Raw genomic sequence first — 17,712 nt, 5'->3', positions numbered from 1 at the left:
TGGTTTAGACTATTTTTTTAGAAGTTTCTATATAAAGATACTAATACACCCTGAACTTTTACTCTATCAGGTCCAAATATTTTAGTTTCGTAATTTTTGTTGGCACTTTCTAAAGCAATAACTTTACCTTTTTTCCTAATTCTTTTTAACATAGCTTCATGCTCATCAATTAGAGCAACAACAATTTTTCCATTATCAGCTGTATCTGTTCTTTTAATAATTACTGTATCACCTTCATGAATTCCAGCTTCAATCATAGAGTCCCCTTGAACTTTTAAACCAAAATAATCTCCATTTTTCTCTAAATTACTTGGCAAAGGTATTCTTGAAACTTCATTTTGAATAGCCTCAACAGGTGTTCCAGCAGCAATTTTTCCTAAAACAGGTACCTCAGCATCATCTGATGATAAATTTTCGTCATCCAAACCACCTTTAATAACACTTGGTGAAAAACTGTTATAAATATCATTTGCAGAAGCCGTTTCTGGCAATTTAATTACCTCTAATGCTCTTGCTTTATGAGCAAGTCTTTTAATAAAACCTCTCTCTTCTAATGCACTTATAAGTCTATGAATCCCAGACTTAGATTTAAGGTTTAACGAAGCTTTCATCTCCTCATAAGATGGAGAAACACCAGAGCTTCTCAACTTCTTGTTGATAAACAAAAGCAGGTTTTTTTGTTTTTTTGTTAACATAAGAACAAATATCGTACAAAATCTGTTCTACAAAAGTTCTTTTCAATTAACAATAGTAAAAAACCCAATAAAATAGGGAACTATTTGACTAAAGAACTGAGAAAATAGAATTATTTTCCAAATTTTTCAAAAGTGATTCACCAATTAGAAAAGTTTTAATAGAAGTTTTATTTGAGAGTTCTAATAGTTCATCTTTTGTTTTTATTCCACTTTCAGAAATTAATGGACCTTTATGATTAACCAAAACATTATGAATATCAAAAGTTGTATTTATATCAGTTTTAAGAGTTTTTAAGTTCCTATTATTAATACCAATTAATGCATCTTCAAATTTTAAAGCTTGTTTTGCTTCGTCAACTGTATGCACCTCAACTATAACAGACATATTAAATTTTAAAGCTTCCTCATATAACTCATTTGAAAGACTTTCACTTACACCAGCTAATATAATTAATATAGCATCAGCTCCATAACTTTTTGCTAATGGAATTTGAAATTTATCTACAAAAAAGTCCTTACAAAGAATTGGTAAATTAATATTCTGTTTAATTTCACTTATATGTCGCAAATCTCCTAAAAAAAAATTTTCTTCGGTCAAAACAGACAAACAAGTAGCTTTATTATCATTATATATACTAGCTATTTTCACAGGGTCATAATCATTTATGATTACACCTGCAGAAGGACTAGCTTTTTTAATCTCAGCAATAATTGAAAATTTATTTTCCTTAATATTTTTTTCAATATTTTCTTTAAAATTAATAAACATTTTATTTTTCTCTATTAATTCATTTAATGAGCCTATTGATATATTTTTTTTAGAATTTTCTATTTTTTCTATTTTCTTTTTAATTATTTTTTCGAGAACATTTTCAGGCATTTTGAATTGTCTCTAAATGTTTGATAACTTTGTTTGATAAAATATGCTCTCTTGCATTTTTATACGCTTCGGTAAACTCTTTATAAGTTTCGTTAACAATCAATCCTGCTGCAGCATTTAAACATACTGCTTTAGAAAAATCATTATCTTCACCTTTAAATATTCTAATCATTTTATTAGCATTAAATTTTGCATCATTACCAACAAGATTTTCAAATTTATCTGCATTTATATTTAATTCTTTCGGATCAATAACGATTTCTGATATAATATTGTTTTTTAATTGAATAACATTTGTTTTAGCATAGGGTGAAATTTCATCTAAACCATCTTCACTATTGACGATCCATGCAAATTTAATATCTAAACTTTTTAAAGCGTTAGCAAATGTTTTTAATAACTTTTTTTCAAAAACACCAACAACTTGTCTTTTAACTAAAGCTGGACTACTCAAAGGACCAATCATATTAAAAATTGTTCTTTTACCAATTTTTTTTCTTGTAGGTCCAACGTATTTCATTGCACTATGGTAATTTGGTGCAAACATAAAACCAAAATTATTTTTTTCAATTTGTGACTCAATATCATTTGGTTCTAAATTAATTTTTATATTTAATGCCTCTAAAACATCGCCGGATCCACATTTAGAAGATACTGCTTTATTTCCATGTTTTGCTACCTTAACACCCATACTTGCAAGCAATAATGCAGAAGCTGTTGAAATATTGAGTGTGTTCATTCCATCACCACCTGTACCACATGTATCGATGCAATTTTGCACATTTACTCTTTTTGATTTATTTCTTAGAACGTATACTCCTCCAGCAATCTCATTTGAAACTTCACCTTTAGCAGACAAAAGTGTTAAAAAATCAAATATTTCCTGTTCATTTGCCTTACCTTCCATTAATAATTCGAAAGCTGCCTTACTTTCCTCAAAGGAGAGATCATCTTTATTTTTAATTTTATCTATGAATTGTTCCATTAATTTTAAAGTCTAATAAAATTTTTTAAAATTTTAATACCTAGTTTAGTTTTAATACTTTCAGGGTGAAATTGCACTCCATGAACACCATATTTTTTATGCTGAACACCCATTACTAAACCATCTTTGCTCTCAGCGGTGATTTCAAGATGTTTTGATAGTGTTTTTTTATCAATAATTAAGCTGTGATAACGTGTTGCCTCAAATGATTTTGGAAGATTTTTTAAAATTCCCAACTTTTTTGAGTAAATTTTGCTTGTTTTACCATGCATTAGTTTTTTAGCCTGAATAATTTTAGAGCCAAATACCTGTCCGATAATTTGATGTCCAAGACAAACACCAAGAATTGGAATTTTTTTATATAAAGATTTTACTATTTTTAAACAATTACCTGATTGATCAGGATTACCTGGGCCTGGTGAGATTACAATTTTATTATATTTTCTTTTTAATATCTCATTAGATGTAATCTGATCATTTCTTATTACATCTACCTTAACTTTTAATGAAGATAGGTAATGATAAAGATTAAAAGTGAAACTATCGTAATTATCTATAAGAATTATTTTTTTCATTTTAAAGCATTTATTAAAGCTTTTGCTTTATTAACAGTTTCCTCGTACTCTTTTAAAGGTTTACTATCAGCAACAATTCCCGCGCCAGCTTGAACATAAAATTTATTATTTTTAGCGACAGCTGTTCTTAAAGCTATGCATGTATCAAACTCTCCGTTTGCTGAAAAATAACCAATACCACCAGCATAAACTTTTCTCTTAGTTGATTCTAATTCATCGATAATTTCCATAGCTCTTATTTTTGGTGCTCCTGAAACAGTTCCTGCAGGAAAACCAGCTAGAAGTGATTTAAACTTTGAAAATTTATTATTATATTCACCGATGACATTTGAAACTATGTGCATTACATGAGAATATCTCTCAATAATAAAGCTCTCAGTTACTTTAACTGTATTAATTTTTGAAACTTTACCAGCATCATTTCTTCCTAAATCTAACAACATCAAGTGCTCTGAAAGTTCTTTTTTATCGCTAAGAAGATCTTTTTCATAAAAACGATCCTCTCTCAATGTCTTGCCTCTTGGTCTGGTTCCAGCGATTGGCCTTACAGTAATTTTATTATCCCTAAGTCTTACTAGTATTTCTGGGCTTGCGCCAATAATTTGAAAGTCACTAAAATTGAAATAAAACATGAAAGGCGATGGGTTAGTTACTCTAAGTTTTTTATAAATATCTATTGGTTTTTTTGTTAATTTAGATTCAAATCTTTGACTTAAAACTACCTGAAATATATCTCCCAGTTTTATATACTTTTTTGCTTTATCGACCATTTGTAAGAATCTATTTTTGGTCGTATTCGATTTAACTTTAATATTTTTTGATTTTAATCGAGTATTGTAATCTATATTCTTAATCGATGATTGAATTAGTAATCTAAAAAGATCTGATTTTACCTCATCATATTTTTTTTGATAATTCTTAATTTTTTCATCCTTATAGATATTTATAATATAGAATATCTTTTTTTTTAAATTATCGTGAATTATAAGTGTTCTCGGTCGAAGAAGTCTTACATCAGGTATATTTAGATCATCCTTACAATTATTCGGGATTTTCTCTATATATCTTATTGAGTCATAAGAGAAGTATCCTGAGATTAAAGAACATAATTTTGGTAAACTTTTGGGAGTTTCAAATTTAAATTCCTCAATAATTTGCTCAATCAGATTTTCAGGTTTGTCTTTAAGTTTAATTTTTTTTTTATTTTGAATTAAATAAGAAGTTTTATTTCTGAATTCCCATATCTTATCGGGATTTTTACCAAATATAGTGTATCTTCCTTTGATTTTACCTTTTTCCACCGACTCAAATATAAAGCTATTTTTTTCACTTAAAAAGTTATCTATTAAATTTAAGATCTCCTCATCTTCTTTAATTTTTTTTGAAGTATATATGATTTGATTCTTATTACTTCTATGTCGAAACTTAAAATCTTTGAAGCTTCGATTTATGTTCATTGATAGAAATTTTTAACTCGTTCTATTGTTTTTTGATTTAAAGTAACATCATATCTGCTGTTGAGATATAAATCGTATGACTTTAACATATTATTTTTTAAATTAGAATTTTGTTTACTCTCATATTCTTTTATTTTATCATTATTTTCCATTGTTGCGTTTTTAAAGTTCTTTATTTTAGCCAAATAAATGTTGCTCATCTCGTCATTTATAAGAGTAAAAGAATTTACAGGTAATGAGTAAAGAAGTTCTACAGCATTAATATCAAATTTTTTGTTATCTTTGATAGATTTTAATATTAAATTTTCGATTTTATTGTTTCCCATTTCTACAAAATTTTTATTGTTAAAATTTTTTTTATCAATTCTTTTTATTAAATCTTTATTATATTCATATTTATTCTTTTCAAACATCAGTCCCAAGACCTCTTCTTTTATAGTAGGGTCATCTAGGTTAGGAGAACGTTGTTCTGATTTTATTATTTTGTAAAGAATATAATCATCCTTAAATTCAATGATATCAAATTCATTATTTCTGGCCTCAAATATTTTTTTTTCTAAGTCGCTCTTATCATAAGTAAATCTAAAATCTTTGATTTTTTTAGATTTTAAATTAAAGTTTGTAATTATGGTTTCAAAAGGAAGTTCATTTGAAATATCAATTTCTATTTGGTCAATTTTATTAAAGAAAGCTTGATTAAATTCATCTACTCCAACTAAATTTTTAGGATTTATTATGGAATAATTAAAATCAAGATATTCCACTTTTAGATCATTCTTATTTTCTTCTAAGAATTTTATAATATCATTATTTGTAAAACTATCTTTCTTTTTATAAAATTCGTTTAAATTAATATAGTCCACCTCAAGTTTTCTATTTTCTTCCTCATAAAGTTTTTTTACTAAAAATTTCGGAGAAACAGTCCCAGCACCTACATAATTAAATAAGTTTTTTTGTAATTCACGATTTTTTAAACGTAATTCAAATTGAGGCGCTGATTGATTATTTTCAAGTAAAAATTTTTCATATTTTAGTCTTTGAAAATTTCCCTGTTCATCTAAAAAATTTTTATTTTTTTTTATCAATCTAAGTAGTGTCTCTTTTGAAACAATCAAATCGTATTCTTCGATTTCTAAATCTAAAATTTTTACCGAAATCAATCCAGATAATAATTCCTCAATAATATTATCATTTAATTTTTCTCTTATTGTATTCTGAGGAATTCCAGAGGTATTTATATAATTGATAAATTCTTCTGTTGAAACATTTGATTGATTTATATTTACAATAGTATTCGTATTTCCACTACTAAACATGCTTCCCATTCCCCAAAAAATGAAAGGAATAATGATTATAAAAACAAATACACCTGCTAATTTAGTTTTTGCGAAATTTCTAAAACTTCCAATCATAATTATATAAATTTATTGATCTATAAAAAGCAAACCTATAGATTAAATTTAACTGGATGACAAATAAATATATGTATTTTATCGCAAATTGGAAAATGTTCGGTAATTTGGGTACATTAAATTCAGTAAAAAAAGTAATAAAATTTTTAAAAACTTTTAAAAAATCGAAAAAAATTAAAATAATTTATTGCCCACCAAATACGTTAATAAATCTAATGTCAGAAAAATTTCTTAAAACCCGTATTGAAGTAGGTGCTCAAAATTGTCATGAGAGCATGAGTTACGCTCCATTAACAGGATCAGTTAATCCGTCTATGTTAAGAAGTGTAGGGGCTAAATATGTTATAATCGGTCATTCAGAAAATCGACAATCTGGAGAGACAGATAAATTAATTAATTTAAAAGTTAAAGCAGCTATTAAAGTTGGTTTAAAGGTGATTTTTTGTATTGGTGAAACTTTAAGTCAGAAAAGAAAAAAAATTACAAAACAAATATTATCAAGACAAATTAAACTCGGTTTAAATAAAGTTCAAAGAACTAAAAATATAATAATTGCATATGAACCAGTTTGGTCTATTGGAACAGGTGTTATCCCAAAATCTAGTGAATTATTAAAAACAATTGATTTTATAAAAGATAAAGTTAGGAACAATAAAGTTTTATATGGTGGATCCGTAAATCCAAAAAATATTCGAGAGTTAAAATTGATAAGAAATATAGATGGATTTTTAATTGGAGGAGCCTCGCAAGAAGCGAAAAAATTCATTGATATAATTAAAAAAACATATAATTAAGCCCCCATGGAAAATATATTGTTAGTGCTTAATATTATCTTGGCATTGATTTTGGTTTTATTGGTTTTAATGCAAAAATCAGAAGGGGGTGCATTAGGAATTGGAGTTTCTCAAGAAAATTTGATGTTTTCAAAAACAGCGGGAAATTTTATGACCAAAGCTACTGGCATTGTGGCAACTTTATTTATTATATGTAGTTTAGCACTTACAATCGTCTCTAGAGGTGATTTAACGCCATCTAGCTCAGTTTTGGATCAAGTTGAGGAAGATACACCAGCTATTCCAGAAAATAATAATTAATACTTTTCAATTACTTTTTTATTAGTTATAAGATACTTCCATGGCGCGATATATATTTGTCACGGGCGGCGTGGTTTCATCTTTAGGAAAAGGTCTTTCATCAGCTTCACTCGCATATTTACTAAAATCACAAGGTTATAAAGTTAGATTGAGAAAAATGGACCCTTATTTAAATGTAGATCCTGGAACAATGAGTCCATTCCAACATGGAGAAGTATTTGTAACTGATGATGGCGCAGAAACTGATTTAGATTTAGGTCACTATGAAAGATTTACAAATATATCGTCAAGACAATCAGATAACATCACTACTGGACGTATTTATAGTGATGTAATTAAAAGAGAAAGAAAAGGAGGGTATCTTGGAAAAACTGTTCAAGTTATACCTCATATTACAAATCGAATAAAAGAATTTATTAAAAAAGATATTACAAATGAAGATTTTGTAATATGTGAAATTGGAGGAACTGTTGGGGATATTGAGAGTTTACCATTTGTAGAAGCAATAAGACAATTTTCAAATGAACATGGTAAGTCTAAAACATTATTTATTCATTTAACTTTTGTCCCTTTTTTGAAATCATCGGATGAAATCAAAACAAAACCAACTCAACATTCTGTAAAAGAGCTTAGAAGTATCGGTATTCAACCTGATATTATTATTTGTAGATCTCAACAATCCATACCATTAGATCAAAGAAAAAAAATATCTTTGTTTTGCAATGTGCCAATTGAAAATGTAATTGAGACAGTAGATGTCCGAACGATTTATGAAGCACCTATAAGTTTTTACAACCAAAAACTTGATAAACGGGTTTTAAAATATTTTAAACTTAAATCTAAAAAAAGAGCTAATCTAAGTCCATGGAAAAAAATAACTAAAATCGTTTTAAATACTAAAAAAACTGTAAATATAGCAATAATTGGAAAATACGTAAATTTGAAAGATGCATATAAATCTTTGGATGAAGCCTTAGTACATGGTGGTATTGCAAATAAAGTGAAAGTTAATTTAATAAGGATTGAATCTGATTATCTAAAGAATAGCGAGATCAAAAAGAAACTAAAAAACGCATCAGGATTATTGATACCAGGAGGTTTTGGCAAAAGAGGAACAGAGGGAAAAATTTCTGCTATCAAATATGCTAGAGAAAATAAGGTACCATTTTTAGGTATTTGTTTTGGAATGCAGATGGCCATTATTGAATTTGCAAGAAATAAATTGAATATCAAGAAAGCAGGATCAAGTGAATTAGATAAAAAATGCTATCCAGTTATAGGTTTAATTAATGAATGGGATAAAAATGGTAAAATAATAAAAGGTACAGATCAAAATCTAGGTGGAACAATGAGATTAGGATTATACGAAGCTAAATTGAGAAATAATTCTGCCATAAATAAAGTCTATAAATCTAGATCTATAAAAGAGAGACACAGACACAGATATGAGGTTAACAACAGTCTTAAAGATCAATTTGAAAATAAAGGATTAATTTTTTCAGGAATGTCACCAGATAATAAACTACCAGAGATAATTGAGTTAAAAAACCATCCGTGGTTTATAGGAGTTCAGTTTCATCCTGAATTTAAATCTAGACCTTTAGCTCCTCATCCTTTATTCTCATCTTTTATTAAGGCATCAAAAAATCATAAATGAGCAACATAAAGGTCAATTGTAACAAAATAGAAATTTCTAACGATAGTAAAATATGTATTATTGCAGGTCCTTGTCAGCTTGAAACCGAACAACATGCGATGGATATGGCCGGTAAAATCCATGAAATTACTAAGAAATTTGATGTTGGATTTATTTATAAGACATCTTTTGATAAGGCGAACAGAACAAGTTTAAAAGGTAAACGAGGTGCTGGACTTGACGCATCTCTTCCTGTTTTTGATAAAATTAAAAAAGAACTTAACATACCAATCCTAACAGATATTCATAATATCGAACAATGTTCTATTGTTGCAAATCATGTTGATGTTTTGCAAATTCCTGCTTTTTTGTGCCGCCAAACAGATTTATTAGTAGCTGCAGCTAAAACAAATAAGATAATAAATGTAAAAAAAGGTCAGTTTTTAGCACCTTGGGATATGATTAACGTAACAAAAAAAATCTCAGATTCAGGAAATAAAAATATTTTAGTAACTGAAAGAGGAGCTAGTTTTGGTTACAATACTTTAGTCTCAGATATGAGAGCTTTACCTATTATGGCAAAAAATGGTTATCCAGTTATTTTTGATGCAACTCACTCAGTTCAACAACCGGGAGGTCTTGGTGAAAAAAGTGGAGGGCAAAGAGAGTTTATTGAATATTTAGCTAGAGCAGCTGTTGCAGTAGGCGTCGCAGGAGTTTTTATTGAGACTCATCAAGATCCCGATAATGCACCATCAGATGGTCCTAATATGATTCCATTAAATAAATTGGAGAGTCTATTAAAACAATTAACTGATATAGATAATTTAATAAAAAATTAAGTGAGTAAAATTACAAAAGTTAAAGCTCGTCAAGTATTTGATAGTAGAGGAAATCCAACAATTGAAGCTGAAGTTTTTATAAAAAATAATAGCGCTATTGCTATTTGTCCTTCAGGAGCATCAACTGGCACTTATGAGGCTTTTGAAAAAAGAGATAAGAATAATCAGAAATATTTAGGAAAAAGTGTTCTCAAAGCAATAAATCTTGTTAATTCAAAAATTTCGAAAAAATTAAAAGGAGAAAATATCCATCATCAAGAAAGAATAGATGCATTAATGATTAACTTAGATGGAACAAGACAAAAAACAAAATTGGGTGCTAATTCTATATTAGCTGTATCTATGGCAGCAAAAAAACTTTCAGCGAAAGTTAAAAAATTACCTTTATACAAAACATTTTTAATAAAAAATAATTATAAGTTACCATACCCATTAATGAATATTATCAATGGAGGTGCTCATGCTAATAATGGTTTGAGAATTCAAGAATTTATGATCAGACCAGACCGTGCACGTAATTTTTCAGATGCAATGAGAATATGTTTCTTAGTAATTAAGAATTTAAGCAAACTTATTAGAATTAAAGGATTGTCGACATCAGTTGGCGATGAAGGTGGATTTGCACCCATGATTAGCAATAATAAACAAGCTTTGGATTTAATTGTTTCAGCAATTCGAAAGTCAGGATTTACAAATGGCACGGATGTATCTATTTGTTTAGATGTAGCTGCAAATGAACTGCATAAAAAAAGTAAATATTCTATACACTCTAAGAGCTTCATCTCGGTAAAAAAATCTATCGATGAATATAAAAAGTTAATTAAAAAGTATAAAATTAAATCTATCGAAGATCCTTTTGCAGAAGATGATTGGGTAGCGTGGAATAGATTAATGAAATCAGTAAAAAAAGTTCAAATTGTTGGTGACGATCTTTATGTTACAAATCTTGAAAGACTTAAAAAGGGTTTCTTAAATATCTCTTCAAATGCAATTTTAATTAAATTAAACCAAATAGGGACAGTTACCGAAACATTAGATGTAATTAAGTTCGCCCAAATTATAGGTTTTAAAACAATCATTTCACATAGATCTGGTGATAGTGAAGATACATTTATTGCTGATTTAGCTGTAGGCACCAATTCAAATCAAATTAAAACGGGTTCTTTAGCAAGATCAGAAAGAGTAGCTAAATATAACCAATTAATACGTATAGAAGAAGAACTTGGAAAAAAAGCTAGAATGAATAAAATTAATTAATGCTTCAAAGACTAAAAAAAAATTATTTTTTATTAATATCATTTTTTTTGATAATTTATTTCTTTTTTAATTTTTTGTCTGGTGAAAGAGGATTGATTTCTTATTTAGAAAAAAAACAAATTTTAAGCGAATTAAAAATCAAAGAAACATCATTAATCAATAAAATTGATGACTTGGATTTTAAAAATTCGTTATTAAGTGACAATCTAGACATTGATTATATTGAAACATTGATTAGAGAGAGATTTTTATTCGGTAAAAAAAATGAAAAAATTTATATTATAAAAAATGACACAAAAAATTAGACCTAGACATCCTGAAAAAGTAAAAAATCCTATAAATCCTATTAAAAAAAAACCAGTTTGGATTAGATCGAAACTGAATAATAGTAGGGAATTTTTTTTAACAAAAACAATTGTTAATAAAAACAATCTTGTGACAGTTTGTCAGGAAGCAAATTGTCCTAATATAACTGAGTGTTGGAGTAAACGACATGCAACATTTATGATAATGGGTGATACTTGTACAAGAGCATGTGCTTTTTGTGATGTAAAAACTGGAAAACCAGATAAATTAGACAAACTTGAACCAATCAAAATTTCTCAAGCTGTTAAAAAGTTAGATTTAAAACATGTTGTTATTACTTCAGTGGATAGAGATGATTTAGATGACGGTGGATCAAACCATTTTTATGAAGTAATTAAACAAACAAGAAAAACTAATCCTAATACAACTATTGAAGTTTTAACACCTGACTTTTTAAGAAAAGGTGATGCTTATAAAAAAGTATTAGAAGCTAATCCAGATGTGTTTAATCATAATATTGAAACCGTACCTAGTCTTTATTTAAAAGTTAGACCTGGTTCAAGATATTTTGCATCTCTCGAACTCTTAAAAAATGCAAAAAAAATGAACAATAGAATTTTTACTAAATCTGGAATAATGGTTGGTTTGGGTGAAACAAGAGATGAAATTTTGCAAGTAATGGATGATTTAAAATCTGCTGATGTAGATTTTCTAACAATTGGACAATATTTACAACCATCTGTAAAGCATTTTCCATTGGATAGATATTACACACCAGAGGAGTTTACAGAATTAGGTGACATTGCAAAAGCAAAAGGGTTTCTATTAGTTTCCTCTACTCCTTTAACAAGATCCTCATATCATGCAGACGAAGACTTTGCTAAACTTCAACAAAGTAGATTAAAAAATCATTAATGCCAAAAGCATCAGTTAAGCGATTAATTGAATGTAAAAAAAAAGATTTAATCAATTTAGTTTTGGATATTGAAAAATATCCTGAATTTGTGCCATTTTGTTTTAATGCAAAAATTTATGAAAATAAAGATCAAGGTGATTTAAAAAAGATAATTGCAGACTTAACTATTGGCAAAGGACCATTCAAAGACACTTATAAAAGTGATGTAGTTTATAATAAAAAAGATGACTCAATAATTGTGAAGAATATAGAGGGACCTTTAAATCATCTATCAAATCATTGGAAATTTACTGATAAAAATAATGGAATTACTGAGGTTATTTTTGATATCGATTTTGAAATTAAAAATAAATTTCTAAATTCTTTAATGGTTGTATCTTTTCAATTTGGACTAGAGAAAATTGCTGATGCTTTTCAAAAAAGGGCTGAGAGCCTATTTGGCAATTCTAAGAACTAAATTTAAAGTTTTTTTAACTGTAGCTTTTTGGATTAAGTTTCTTTTTTTACTTTTAAATAAGCACTTATTTATTTGAATTTTATTACCCTTTTTAACACCAATAAAAACTAAACCCACAGGCTTTAATTTGGTGTTACCTTTAGGTCCCGCAATACCAGTTATGGATACATTTATATTAGCTTTTGATATTTTAGATAAATTGTTAACCATTGCATGACAACATTCATAACTTACTGCACCATATTTTCTGATAATTTTTTTATTGACTTTTAGAATTTGAATTTTTGCTTGATTGGAATAGGTAACTAAACCTAGATTAAATATTTTTGATGCACCGCTAATTGAAGTAATAGTACTGGCCAATAATCCACCTGTACAAGACTCTGCAACAGATATCTTTATTTTTTTTTTAATTAATAATTTAATTAAAGATTTCATTAGGAAAAAAACTAGTTAAAACCATAAAACAAATTAAAGATAAAACAACATAAAATCCCGCAAAAACATCGTCCATAATAACACCAAAACTGTTTTTAAATTTTTTGTCAAAAAAACTAACAGGAAATGGCTTTGTAATATCAAAAAATCTAAATAAAATAAAACAAACAGCATAAAAAATTAATGCTTCATTTGGTGATTTTTCTATACCATGCGAAATTTCATAAAGATAAATTGGTATTGATTGGCCTATGAATTCATCAATAACTATTTCTTTTGGATCTTTATTTTCATTGTTTTTAATATGCTTTGATATGGCTAAAAAAGACAAAATAAAGATTAATATTAAAAATATCAATATTACGTCAGAGGATAAATTGAATATATGAAAAAATATATAAAGGAGTATCACTGTAACTAGTGAACCAAAAGTTCCAGGAATTTTAGGAATTTTTCCTAAACCTAACATTGTAACAAACAAAGTATTAATAGATTTAATCATATTTTGTTATTGAAATTATAACTTCACATGCAATAGCTTTTTCTTTTCCAATTAAGCCTAATTTTTCAACTGTCTTTCCTTTTAAATTTATTTGATTTTTTTTTAAATTTATCAGTTTTGATATTGAGTTGATTATTTTATCCCTATATTTTGAAACTTTAGGCTTTTCACAAATCAAATTTATATCTAGATTATTTATTGAGAAATTAGATTTATAAAGATTATTTATTATTGGTCTTAGCATTTTTGGAGATCTAATATTTTTAAACGTTTTTGTATTTGGAAAATAAGTACCAATATCTTTTTTTTTCGTTGCACCTAAAATTGCATCAGTTATGGCGTGTAAAATAACATCACCATCCGAATGTCCTTCAAGACCAGAATGAAAAGGTATTTTAATTCCACCAAGATAAAGATTTTTATTTTTAACTAATCTATGAATATCAAAACCTATACCAAAATACGTTTTGGGAATTTTTATATCCTCTAAATAAGTTATTTTAGTATTTTGGTTTTCTCCTGATATAAATTTTATTTTATAATTTTCTTTAAGAAAAAGAGTAGCTTCATCATTCACCTTATTTTTTTCTTTTATTGCAAGATTATATAACTCTTTAAATCTAAAGGCTTGTGGAGTTTGAGTTAACAAAGCTTTTTTTCTATCTAGATTAAATACTTGATCTTTAATTTTGTACTTTATTGAGTCTTTAGACAATACGGTTGGGACAACAGCTGTATTTTTTTTAAGATTTTTTGAAATTTTTTTTAGTAATCTAATGGAAAAGTTTGGTCTTGCAGCATCATGTATAAAAATGTTCTTAGGTTTGTATTTTCTAAGAAATTTAAGTGCTATTAAAGAAGAGTCCGATCTTTCTTTTCCACCCTTTATTATACTTATTGATTTAGGATATCTTTTTTTTTTTAAATGTTTTAAATTGTTTGTAACAATTAGAATTTTCTTAAAAAGCTTTGAATTTATTGATTTTTCTACCGAATAATCGATAATCTCTTTATTTTTAAAATAATAGAATTGTTTAGCGATATCTTTATGAAATCTCTTACTTTTCCCAGCGGCCAGTATTACAAAATAGTTGTTCATTCGTTTAAATACTATAATTCTAAATTATGATTGAATTTTTGAAAAAAAATATATTCATTATTATTCTATCTAGTATCACACTATTTATTGGATTTTTAACTTTTTTAACATTCATTGATCGAAGTTTTATTGAGTTAAACCAAAATAATTTACAATATTTGTTAATAGTAAATATTTTTTTACTTATATTACTATTTTTATTTATATTTTTAGAAGTAAAAAGATCAATTAAGATTGATATTGATAAAGATGGTCTAAAATCAAATAAAAGATATATTACTTATTTTTCTCTTTTTACTTTAATACCATCAATATTAATCTCAATTTTTTCACTTTTTTTGTTTTCTTTTGCTCTTGAAAAATATTTTGATAAGAAAGTTACTACTGTTGTAAATAACTCTTATGAACTTGCTAAAAGTTATGTTGAAGAAGTAAGAAATAAGATTGAATCGGATATTATTTTAATTGCTTTCGATACAAACAAAAGTGCTAAGTTTCTTAATGATAACCCTAAAGAATATGAAAGATTTCTTAAAACTCAAAAATTAATTAGAGATATTGATGAAATACACATTATTGATCAAAATAAAAAATTATTATTTACAAATTTAGATGATTTAACTAGATATTTGCCGCCATTAGATCGTGCATTAAAACTTGTTTTAGATGATGACAGACCTTTAAAAATTATTAATGCTCCACAAAATATTTCTGCAGCAATAATAAGACTACAAGCTTTTGAAAATAGATTTTTATATGTTGTGAAATACCTTGATAAAGATATTTCTAAATATTTGAATGAGTCTCAAGAAGCTATAAACTTTTATTATACTGTTGAAGAAAGAAGCACTGGTATAAAAATATCTTTTGCAATAATCTATCTAATCATAGTAACTTTATTACTTTTCATATCTATTACAATTGCAATAAGATTTTCTTCAAGATTTTTTAGATCAATTAATAATTTGATACTAGCTTCAACAGCTATTGGTGAAGGTGATTTAAGCTCAAAAGTTCCTGAAATTAAAACTGACAAAGATATGGAAAAGTTGAATAAAAACTTTAACTCAATGATAAATAGATTAAAAGATCAACAAGAAAAATTAATTATTAACGAAAGACATGAAGCTTGGGGTAATCTTGCAAGAAAACTTGCTCATGAAATAAAAAATCCGCTTACACCCATTCAATTATCTATAGATAGATTAAAAGAAAAATATTCTAATCAAATTGATAGCAATGAAAAAGTTAATTTTGAAGAAAATTTAAAGATAATTAATAATCAAATTAATCAAATCGGGAATTTAGTAAATGAGTTTTCTGATTTTGCAAGAATGCCAAAGCCTATTTTTAAAAAAAATAATTTAATTGACATAATTAAAGATAATATAAAATTGCTGTCCGAAATTGATTTGTCCATAAAAATTAATTTTGTTCCATCTAAATCTCATCTAGAATTTGAATGTGATAAAGAACAACTAGGAAGAGTTATTTTTAATTTAATAAAAAATTCTATAGAAAGTATTCAACAAAAAGCTGAAAATACAGGCAATTTTGATAAAATTATTACTATTGAAATTTTTGATAAAAATGACCACATTTCAATCGTAATTAATGATAGTGGAATTGGTTTTAGTAATTTTAGAAAAAACATTAAAGATATATTAAATCCTTATTTCACTACAAAAAAAAATGGAACAGGTTTAGGTCTTTCAATAGTAAATAAGATTATAAATGATCATAATGGTAAATTAAATTTTTTTTCAGTGCCCAATGGAGCTAAAGTAGAAATTGTATTTTATTGATGAATATTGAAATTTTAATCGTTGATGATAATTCAGATATAAGAAATATTCTGAATGAACTTATTATTGATGCTGGGTACAAAACTAGAATGGCGGCAAATTATAACCAAGCACTTACAGAGATTGACAAAAAAATGCCAGACGTAGCTATACTTGATGTAAAATTAGATAAAGGGGATAATGATGGGATTCAATTATTGTCTCATATAAAATCAAAAAATAGTGATGTTCCAGTTATAATGATTTCTGGTCATGCAAATATTGAGATGGCAATAAATTCTTTGAAACATGGTGCGTTTGAATTTGTGGAAAAGCCTTTTGATCGCACAAGATTATTAAATTTCATTAGCAGAGCAGTTGAAAATCTAAATTTAAAAACTCAAAATAAAGAATATGAAAATAAACTTTTTTCTTCATATGATCTGATAGGAGAAAGTAAAAACATTTCAAATATTAGAGACCAAATAGAAAAAATTTCTCTTACCGAAAGTAGAATTTTTATAAATGGTCCATCTGGATCAGGTAAAGAATTAATTGCGAGAAAGATACACAAAAAATCTAGAAGAAAAAATAAATCATTTGTAATAATTAATGGAGCTTTATTAGATAATGATAAATACGAACTTGAATTATTTGGAGAAGAAAAAAATGATGGATCAATCTCTTACGGCGCATTAGAAAAAGCTAATAAAGGCACACTCCTTGTTGATCAGGTATCTGAAATACCTCTTACAATTCAATCAAAAATTTTAAGAGTTCTAACTGATCAAAAATTTAAGAGAGTAAATGGTAATAATGATATCAATGTTGATGTCAGATTAATTTGTTCTTCAAGTAAAGATTTAAAAAAAGAAATTGAGTTGGGTAATTTTAGAGAAGATCTGTTTCATAGATTAAACGTATTTGAGATTAACATTAAACCATTAAGTGAGAGGATTTCAGATATTCCTTTACTTATCAATTATTTTTCAGACAAAATAGCAGAAGGTTACAATATAAAGAAGTTAAATATTGATGAAAATAATAGTTATATATTGAATCATGATTGGCACGGCAATGTCAGAGAATTAAGAAACTTAATAGAGAGAATCGCTATATTGCAACCAAGCACTCAAGAAAAAATTTCAAGCATAATTAAAGAATCTTTAAAAAGTGAGAATAATATTAATAGAATTAATGAAAATAACTTATCTGTTCCATTAAAAGAAGCTAGAGAAAAATTCGAAAAGGAGTATTTAACTATACAACTGAAGAAATTTAATGGAAACATATCTAAAACAGCTACTTTTGTTGGTATGGAAAGAAGTGCTCTACATAGAAAGCTTAAAGGTCTAGGGATTAAAGAATTTAATTAAA

Annotated in this window: 19 protein-coding genes; 10 read left to right on the top strand and 9 right to left on the bottom strand. The window is 26.8% G+C overall.

Annotated features, from left to right (window positions below; all coding sequences use genetic code 11):
* Window positions 1-17 precede the first annotated feature (17 nt).
* From lexA to ACTT9C_RS04865, 6 genes are all read right to left on the bottom strand, one after another.
* Window positions 18-695 carry a transcriptional repressor LexA gene (lexA, locus tag ACTT9C_RS04890; protein WP_440923379.1) on the bottom strand — a complete coding sequence of 226 codons (678 nt, stop codon included), beginning with the start codon at window positions 693-695 and terminating at the stop codon, window positions 18-20.
* 88 nt (window positions 696-783) lie between these two features.
* The gene (locus tag ACTT9C_RS04885; RefSeq protein WP_440923378.1) at window positions 784-1,575 is read right to left on the bottom strand and encodes an indole-3-glycerol phosphate synthase TrpC; all 792 of its coding nucleotides are present in this window, start codon (window positions 1,573-1,575) and stop codon (window positions 784-786) included.
* Window positions 1,568-2,560 carry an anthranilate phosphoribosyltransferase gene (gene trpD / locus ACTT9C_RS04880; protein ID WP_440923377.1) on the bottom strand — a complete coding sequence of 331 codons (993 nt, stop codon included), beginning with the start codon at window positions 2,558-2,560 and terminating at the stop codon, window positions 1,568-1,570. Before trpD ends, ACTT9C_RS04885 begins: the two co-directional genes overlap by 8 nt.
* Window positions 2,561-2,565: 5 nt before the next feature.
* Window positions 2,566-3,135 carry an anthranilate synthase component II gene (locus ACTT9C_RS04875; RefSeq protein WP_440923376.1) on the bottom strand — a complete coding sequence of 190 codons (570 nt, stop codon included), beginning with the start codon at window positions 3,133-3,135 and terminating at the stop codon, window positions 2,566-2,568.
* Window positions 3,132-4,592, bottom strand: coding sequence for an anthranilate synthase component I (trpE, locus tag ACTT9C_RS04870; protein WP_440923375.1), 1,461 nt, complete (start codon window positions 4,590-4,592; stop codon window positions 3,132-3,134). Before trpE ends, ACTT9C_RS04875 begins: the two co-directional genes overlap by 4 nt.
* Window positions 4,589-6,004, bottom strand: a complete 1,416-nt coding sequence (locus ACTT9C_RS04865; protein WP_440923374.1) for a SurA N-terminal domain-containing protein — start codon at window positions 6,002-6,004, stop codon at window positions 4,589-4,591. The genes trpE and ACTT9C_RS04865 overlap by 4 nt, the downstream gene beginning before the upstream one ends.
* A 56-nt stretch (window positions 6,005-6,060) precedes the next feature.
* On the opposite strand from ACTT9C_RS04865, the gene ACTT9C_RS04860 reads away from it, so the two are divergent.
* The 8 genes from ACTT9C_RS04860 to ACTT9C_RS04825 are packed head-to-tail and all read left to right on the top strand — an operon-like array spanning window position 6,061 to window position 12,512.
* A complete protein-coding gene (locus tag ACTT9C_RS04860) occupies window positions 6,061-6,798 on the top strand; it encodes a triose-phosphate isomerase (RefSeq protein ID WP_440923373.1) in 738 nt (245 codons plus the stop codon).
* 6 nt (window positions 6,799-6,804) lie between these two features.
* Window positions 6,805-7,098: a preprotein translocase subunit SecG gene (gene secG / locus ACTT9C_RS04855; protein WP_440923372.1), complete on the top strand. Its 294-nt coding sequence runs from the start codon at window positions 6,805-6,807 to the stop codon at window positions 7,096-7,098.
* A 40-nt stretch (window positions 7,099-7,138) separates the two neighbouring features.
* The gene (locus tag ACTT9C_RS04850) at window positions 7,139-8,755 is read left to right on the top strand and encodes a CTP synthase (RefSeq protein ID WP_440923371.1); all 1,617 of its coding nucleotides are present in this window, start codon (window positions 7,139-7,141) and stop codon (window positions 8,753-8,755) included.
* Window positions 8,752-9,576: a 3-deoxy-8-phosphooctulonate synthase gene (gene kdsA / locus ACTT9C_RS04845; RefSeq protein ID WP_440923370.1), complete on the top strand. Its 825-nt coding sequence runs from the start codon at window positions 8,752-8,754 to the stop codon at window positions 9,574-9,576. Before ACTT9C_RS04850 ends, kdsA begins: the two co-directional genes overlap by 4 nt.
* Window positions 9,577-10,833: a phosphopyruvate hydratase gene (gene eno / locus ACTT9C_RS04840; protein WP_440923369.1), complete on the top strand. Its 1,257-nt coding sequence runs from the start codon at window positions 9,577-9,579 to the stop codon at window positions 10,831-10,833.
* Window positions 10,833-11,138 carry an FtsB family cell division protein gene (locus ACTT9C_RS04835; protein WP_440923368.1) on the top strand — a complete coding sequence of 102 codons (306 nt, stop codon included), beginning with the start codon at window positions 10,833-10,835 and terminating at the stop codon, window positions 11,136-11,138. Before eno ends, ACTT9C_RS04835 begins: the two co-directional genes overlap by 1 nt.
* Window positions 11,122-12,054 carry a lipoyl synthase gene (gene lipA, locus ACTT9C_RS04830; RefSeq protein WP_440923367.1) on the top strand — a complete coding sequence of 311 codons (933 nt, stop codon included), beginning with the start codon at window positions 11,122-11,124 and terminating at the stop codon, window positions 12,052-12,054. Before ACTT9C_RS04835 ends, lipA begins: the two co-directional genes overlap by 17 nt.
* Window positions 12,054-12,512, top strand: coding sequence for a type II toxin-antitoxin system RatA family toxin (locus ACTT9C_RS04825; protein WP_440923366.1), 459 nt, complete (start codon window positions 12,054-12,056; stop codon window positions 12,510-12,512). The genes lipA and ACTT9C_RS04825 overlap by 1 nt, the downstream gene beginning before the upstream one ends.
* Here the strand turns inward: ACTT9C_RS04825 and ACTT9C_RS04820 are convergent.
* The 3 genes from ACTT9C_RS04820 to ispF are packed head-to-tail and all read right to left on the bottom strand — an operon-like array spanning window position 12,489 to window position 14,551.
* Window positions 12,489-12,950 (bottom strand): CinA family protein, encoded by a 462-nt coding sequence (locus ACTT9C_RS04820; protein WP_440923365.1) that lies wholly within the window; start codon window positions 12,948-12,950, stop codon window positions 12,489-12,491. The two genes, ACTT9C_RS04825 and ACTT9C_RS04820, sit on opposite strands and share 24 nt — an antisense overlap.
* Complete coding sequence (locus ACTT9C_RS04815) at window positions 12,934-13,452, bottom strand: phosphatidylglycerophosphatase A family protein (RefSeq protein ID WP_440923364.1); 519 nt, start codon at window positions 13,450-13,452, stop codon at window positions 12,934-12,936. The genes ACTT9C_RS04820 and ACTT9C_RS04815 overlap by 17 nt, the downstream gene beginning before the upstream one ends.
* Window positions 13,445-14,551, bottom strand: a complete 1,107-nt coding sequence (gene ispF, locus ACTT9C_RS04810) for a 2-C-methyl-D-erythritol 2,4-cyclodiphosphate synthase (protein ID WP_440923363.1) — start codon at window positions 14,549-14,551, stop codon at window positions 13,445-13,447. Before ispF ends, ACTT9C_RS04815 begins: the two co-directional genes overlap by 8 nt.
* A gap of 26 nt (window positions 14,552-14,577) precedes the next feature.
* Between ispF and ACTT9C_RS04805 the strand changes: the two genes are divergently transcribed.
* Window positions 14,578-16,356, top strand: a complete 1,779-nt coding sequence (locus tag ACTT9C_RS04805) for an ATP-binding protein (RefSeq protein WP_440923362.1) — start codon at window positions 14,578-14,580, stop codon at window positions 16,354-16,356.
* Window positions 16,356-17,711, top strand: a complete 1,356-nt coding sequence (locus tag ACTT9C_RS04800; RefSeq protein ID WP_440923361.1) for a sigma-54-dependent transcriptional regulator — start codon at window positions 16,356-16,358, stop codon at window positions 17,709-17,711. Before ACTT9C_RS04805 ends, ACTT9C_RS04800 begins: the two co-directional genes overlap by 1 nt.
* Window position 17,712: the final 1 nt, after the last annotated feature.

Source organism: Candidatus Pelagibacter sp., assembly GCF_052049575.1.
Lineage (GTDB): Bacteria > Pseudomonadota > Alphaproteobacteria > Pelagibacterales > Pelagibacteraceae > Pelagibacter.
This window is presented reverse-complemented; position numbering and strand designations above follow the sequence as displayed.

Coding starts and splice junctions, on each gene's coding strand:
- ACTT9C_RS04805 (WP_440923362.1), top strand. CDS start 14,578: ATGATTGAATTTTTGAAAAAAAATATATTCATTATTATTCTATCTAGT.
- lexA (WP_440923379.1), bottom strand. CDS start 695: ATGTTAACAAAAAAACAAAAAAACCTGCTTTTGTTTATCAACAAGAAG.
- ACTT9C_RS04865 (WP_440923374.1), bottom strand. CDS start 6,004: ATGATTGGAAGTTTTAGAAATTTCGCAAAAACTAAATTAGCAGGTGTA.
- ACTT9C_RS04875 (WP_440923376.1), bottom strand. CDS start 3,135: ATGAAAAAAATAATTCTTATAGATAATTACGATAGTTTCACTTTTAAT.
- ACTT9C_RS04850 (WP_440923371.1), top strand. CDS start 7,139: ATGGCGCGATATATATTTGTCACGGGCGGCGTGGTTTCATCTTTAGGA.
- trpD (WP_440923377.1), bottom strand. CDS start 2,560: ATGGAACAATTCATAGATAAAATTAAAAATAAAGATGATCTCTCCTTT.
- ACTT9C_RS04800 (WP_440923361.1), top strand. CDS start 16,356: ATGAATATTGAAATTTTAATCGTTGATGATAATTCAGATATAAGAAAT.
- kdsA (WP_440923370.1), top strand. CDS start 8,752: ATGAGCAACATAAAGGTCAATTGTAACAAAATAGAAATTTCTAACGAT.
- trpE (WP_440923375.1), bottom strand. CDS start 4,592: ATGAACATAAATCGAAGCTTCAAAGATTTTAAGTTTCGACATAGAAGT.
- lipA (WP_440923367.1), top strand. CDS start 11,122: ATGACACAAAAAATTAGACCTAGACATCCTGAAAAAGTAAAAAATCCT.
- secG (WP_440923372.1), top strand. CDS start 6,805: ATGGAAAATATATTGTTAGTGCTTAATATTATCTTGGCATTGATTTTG.
- ACTT9C_RS04820 (WP_440923365.1), bottom strand. CDS start 12,950: ATGAAATCTTTAATTAAATTATTAATTAAAAAAAAAATAAAGATATCT.
- ispF (WP_440923363.1), bottom strand. CDS start 14,551: ATGAACAACTATTTTGTAATACTGGCCGCTGGGAAAAGTAAGAGATTT.
- ACTT9C_RS04885 (WP_440923378.1), bottom strand. CDS start 1,575: ATGCCTGAAAATGTTCTCGAAAAAATAATTAAAAAGAAAATAGAAAAA.
- ACTT9C_RS04835 (WP_440923368.1), top strand. CDS start 10,833: ATGCTTCAAAGACTAAAAAAAAATTATTTTTTATTAATATCATTTTTT.
- ACTT9C_RS04860 (WP_440923373.1), top strand. CDS start 6,061: ATGACAAATAAATATATGTATTTTATCGCAAATTGGAAAATGTTCGGT.
- ACTT9C_RS04815 (WP_440923364.1), bottom strand. CDS start 13,452: ATGATTAAATCTATTAATACTTTGTTTGTTACAATGTTAGGTTTAGGA.
- ACTT9C_RS04825 (WP_440923366.1), top strand. CDS start 12,054: ATGCCAAAAGCATCAGTTAAGCGATTAATTGAATGTAAAAAAAAAGAT.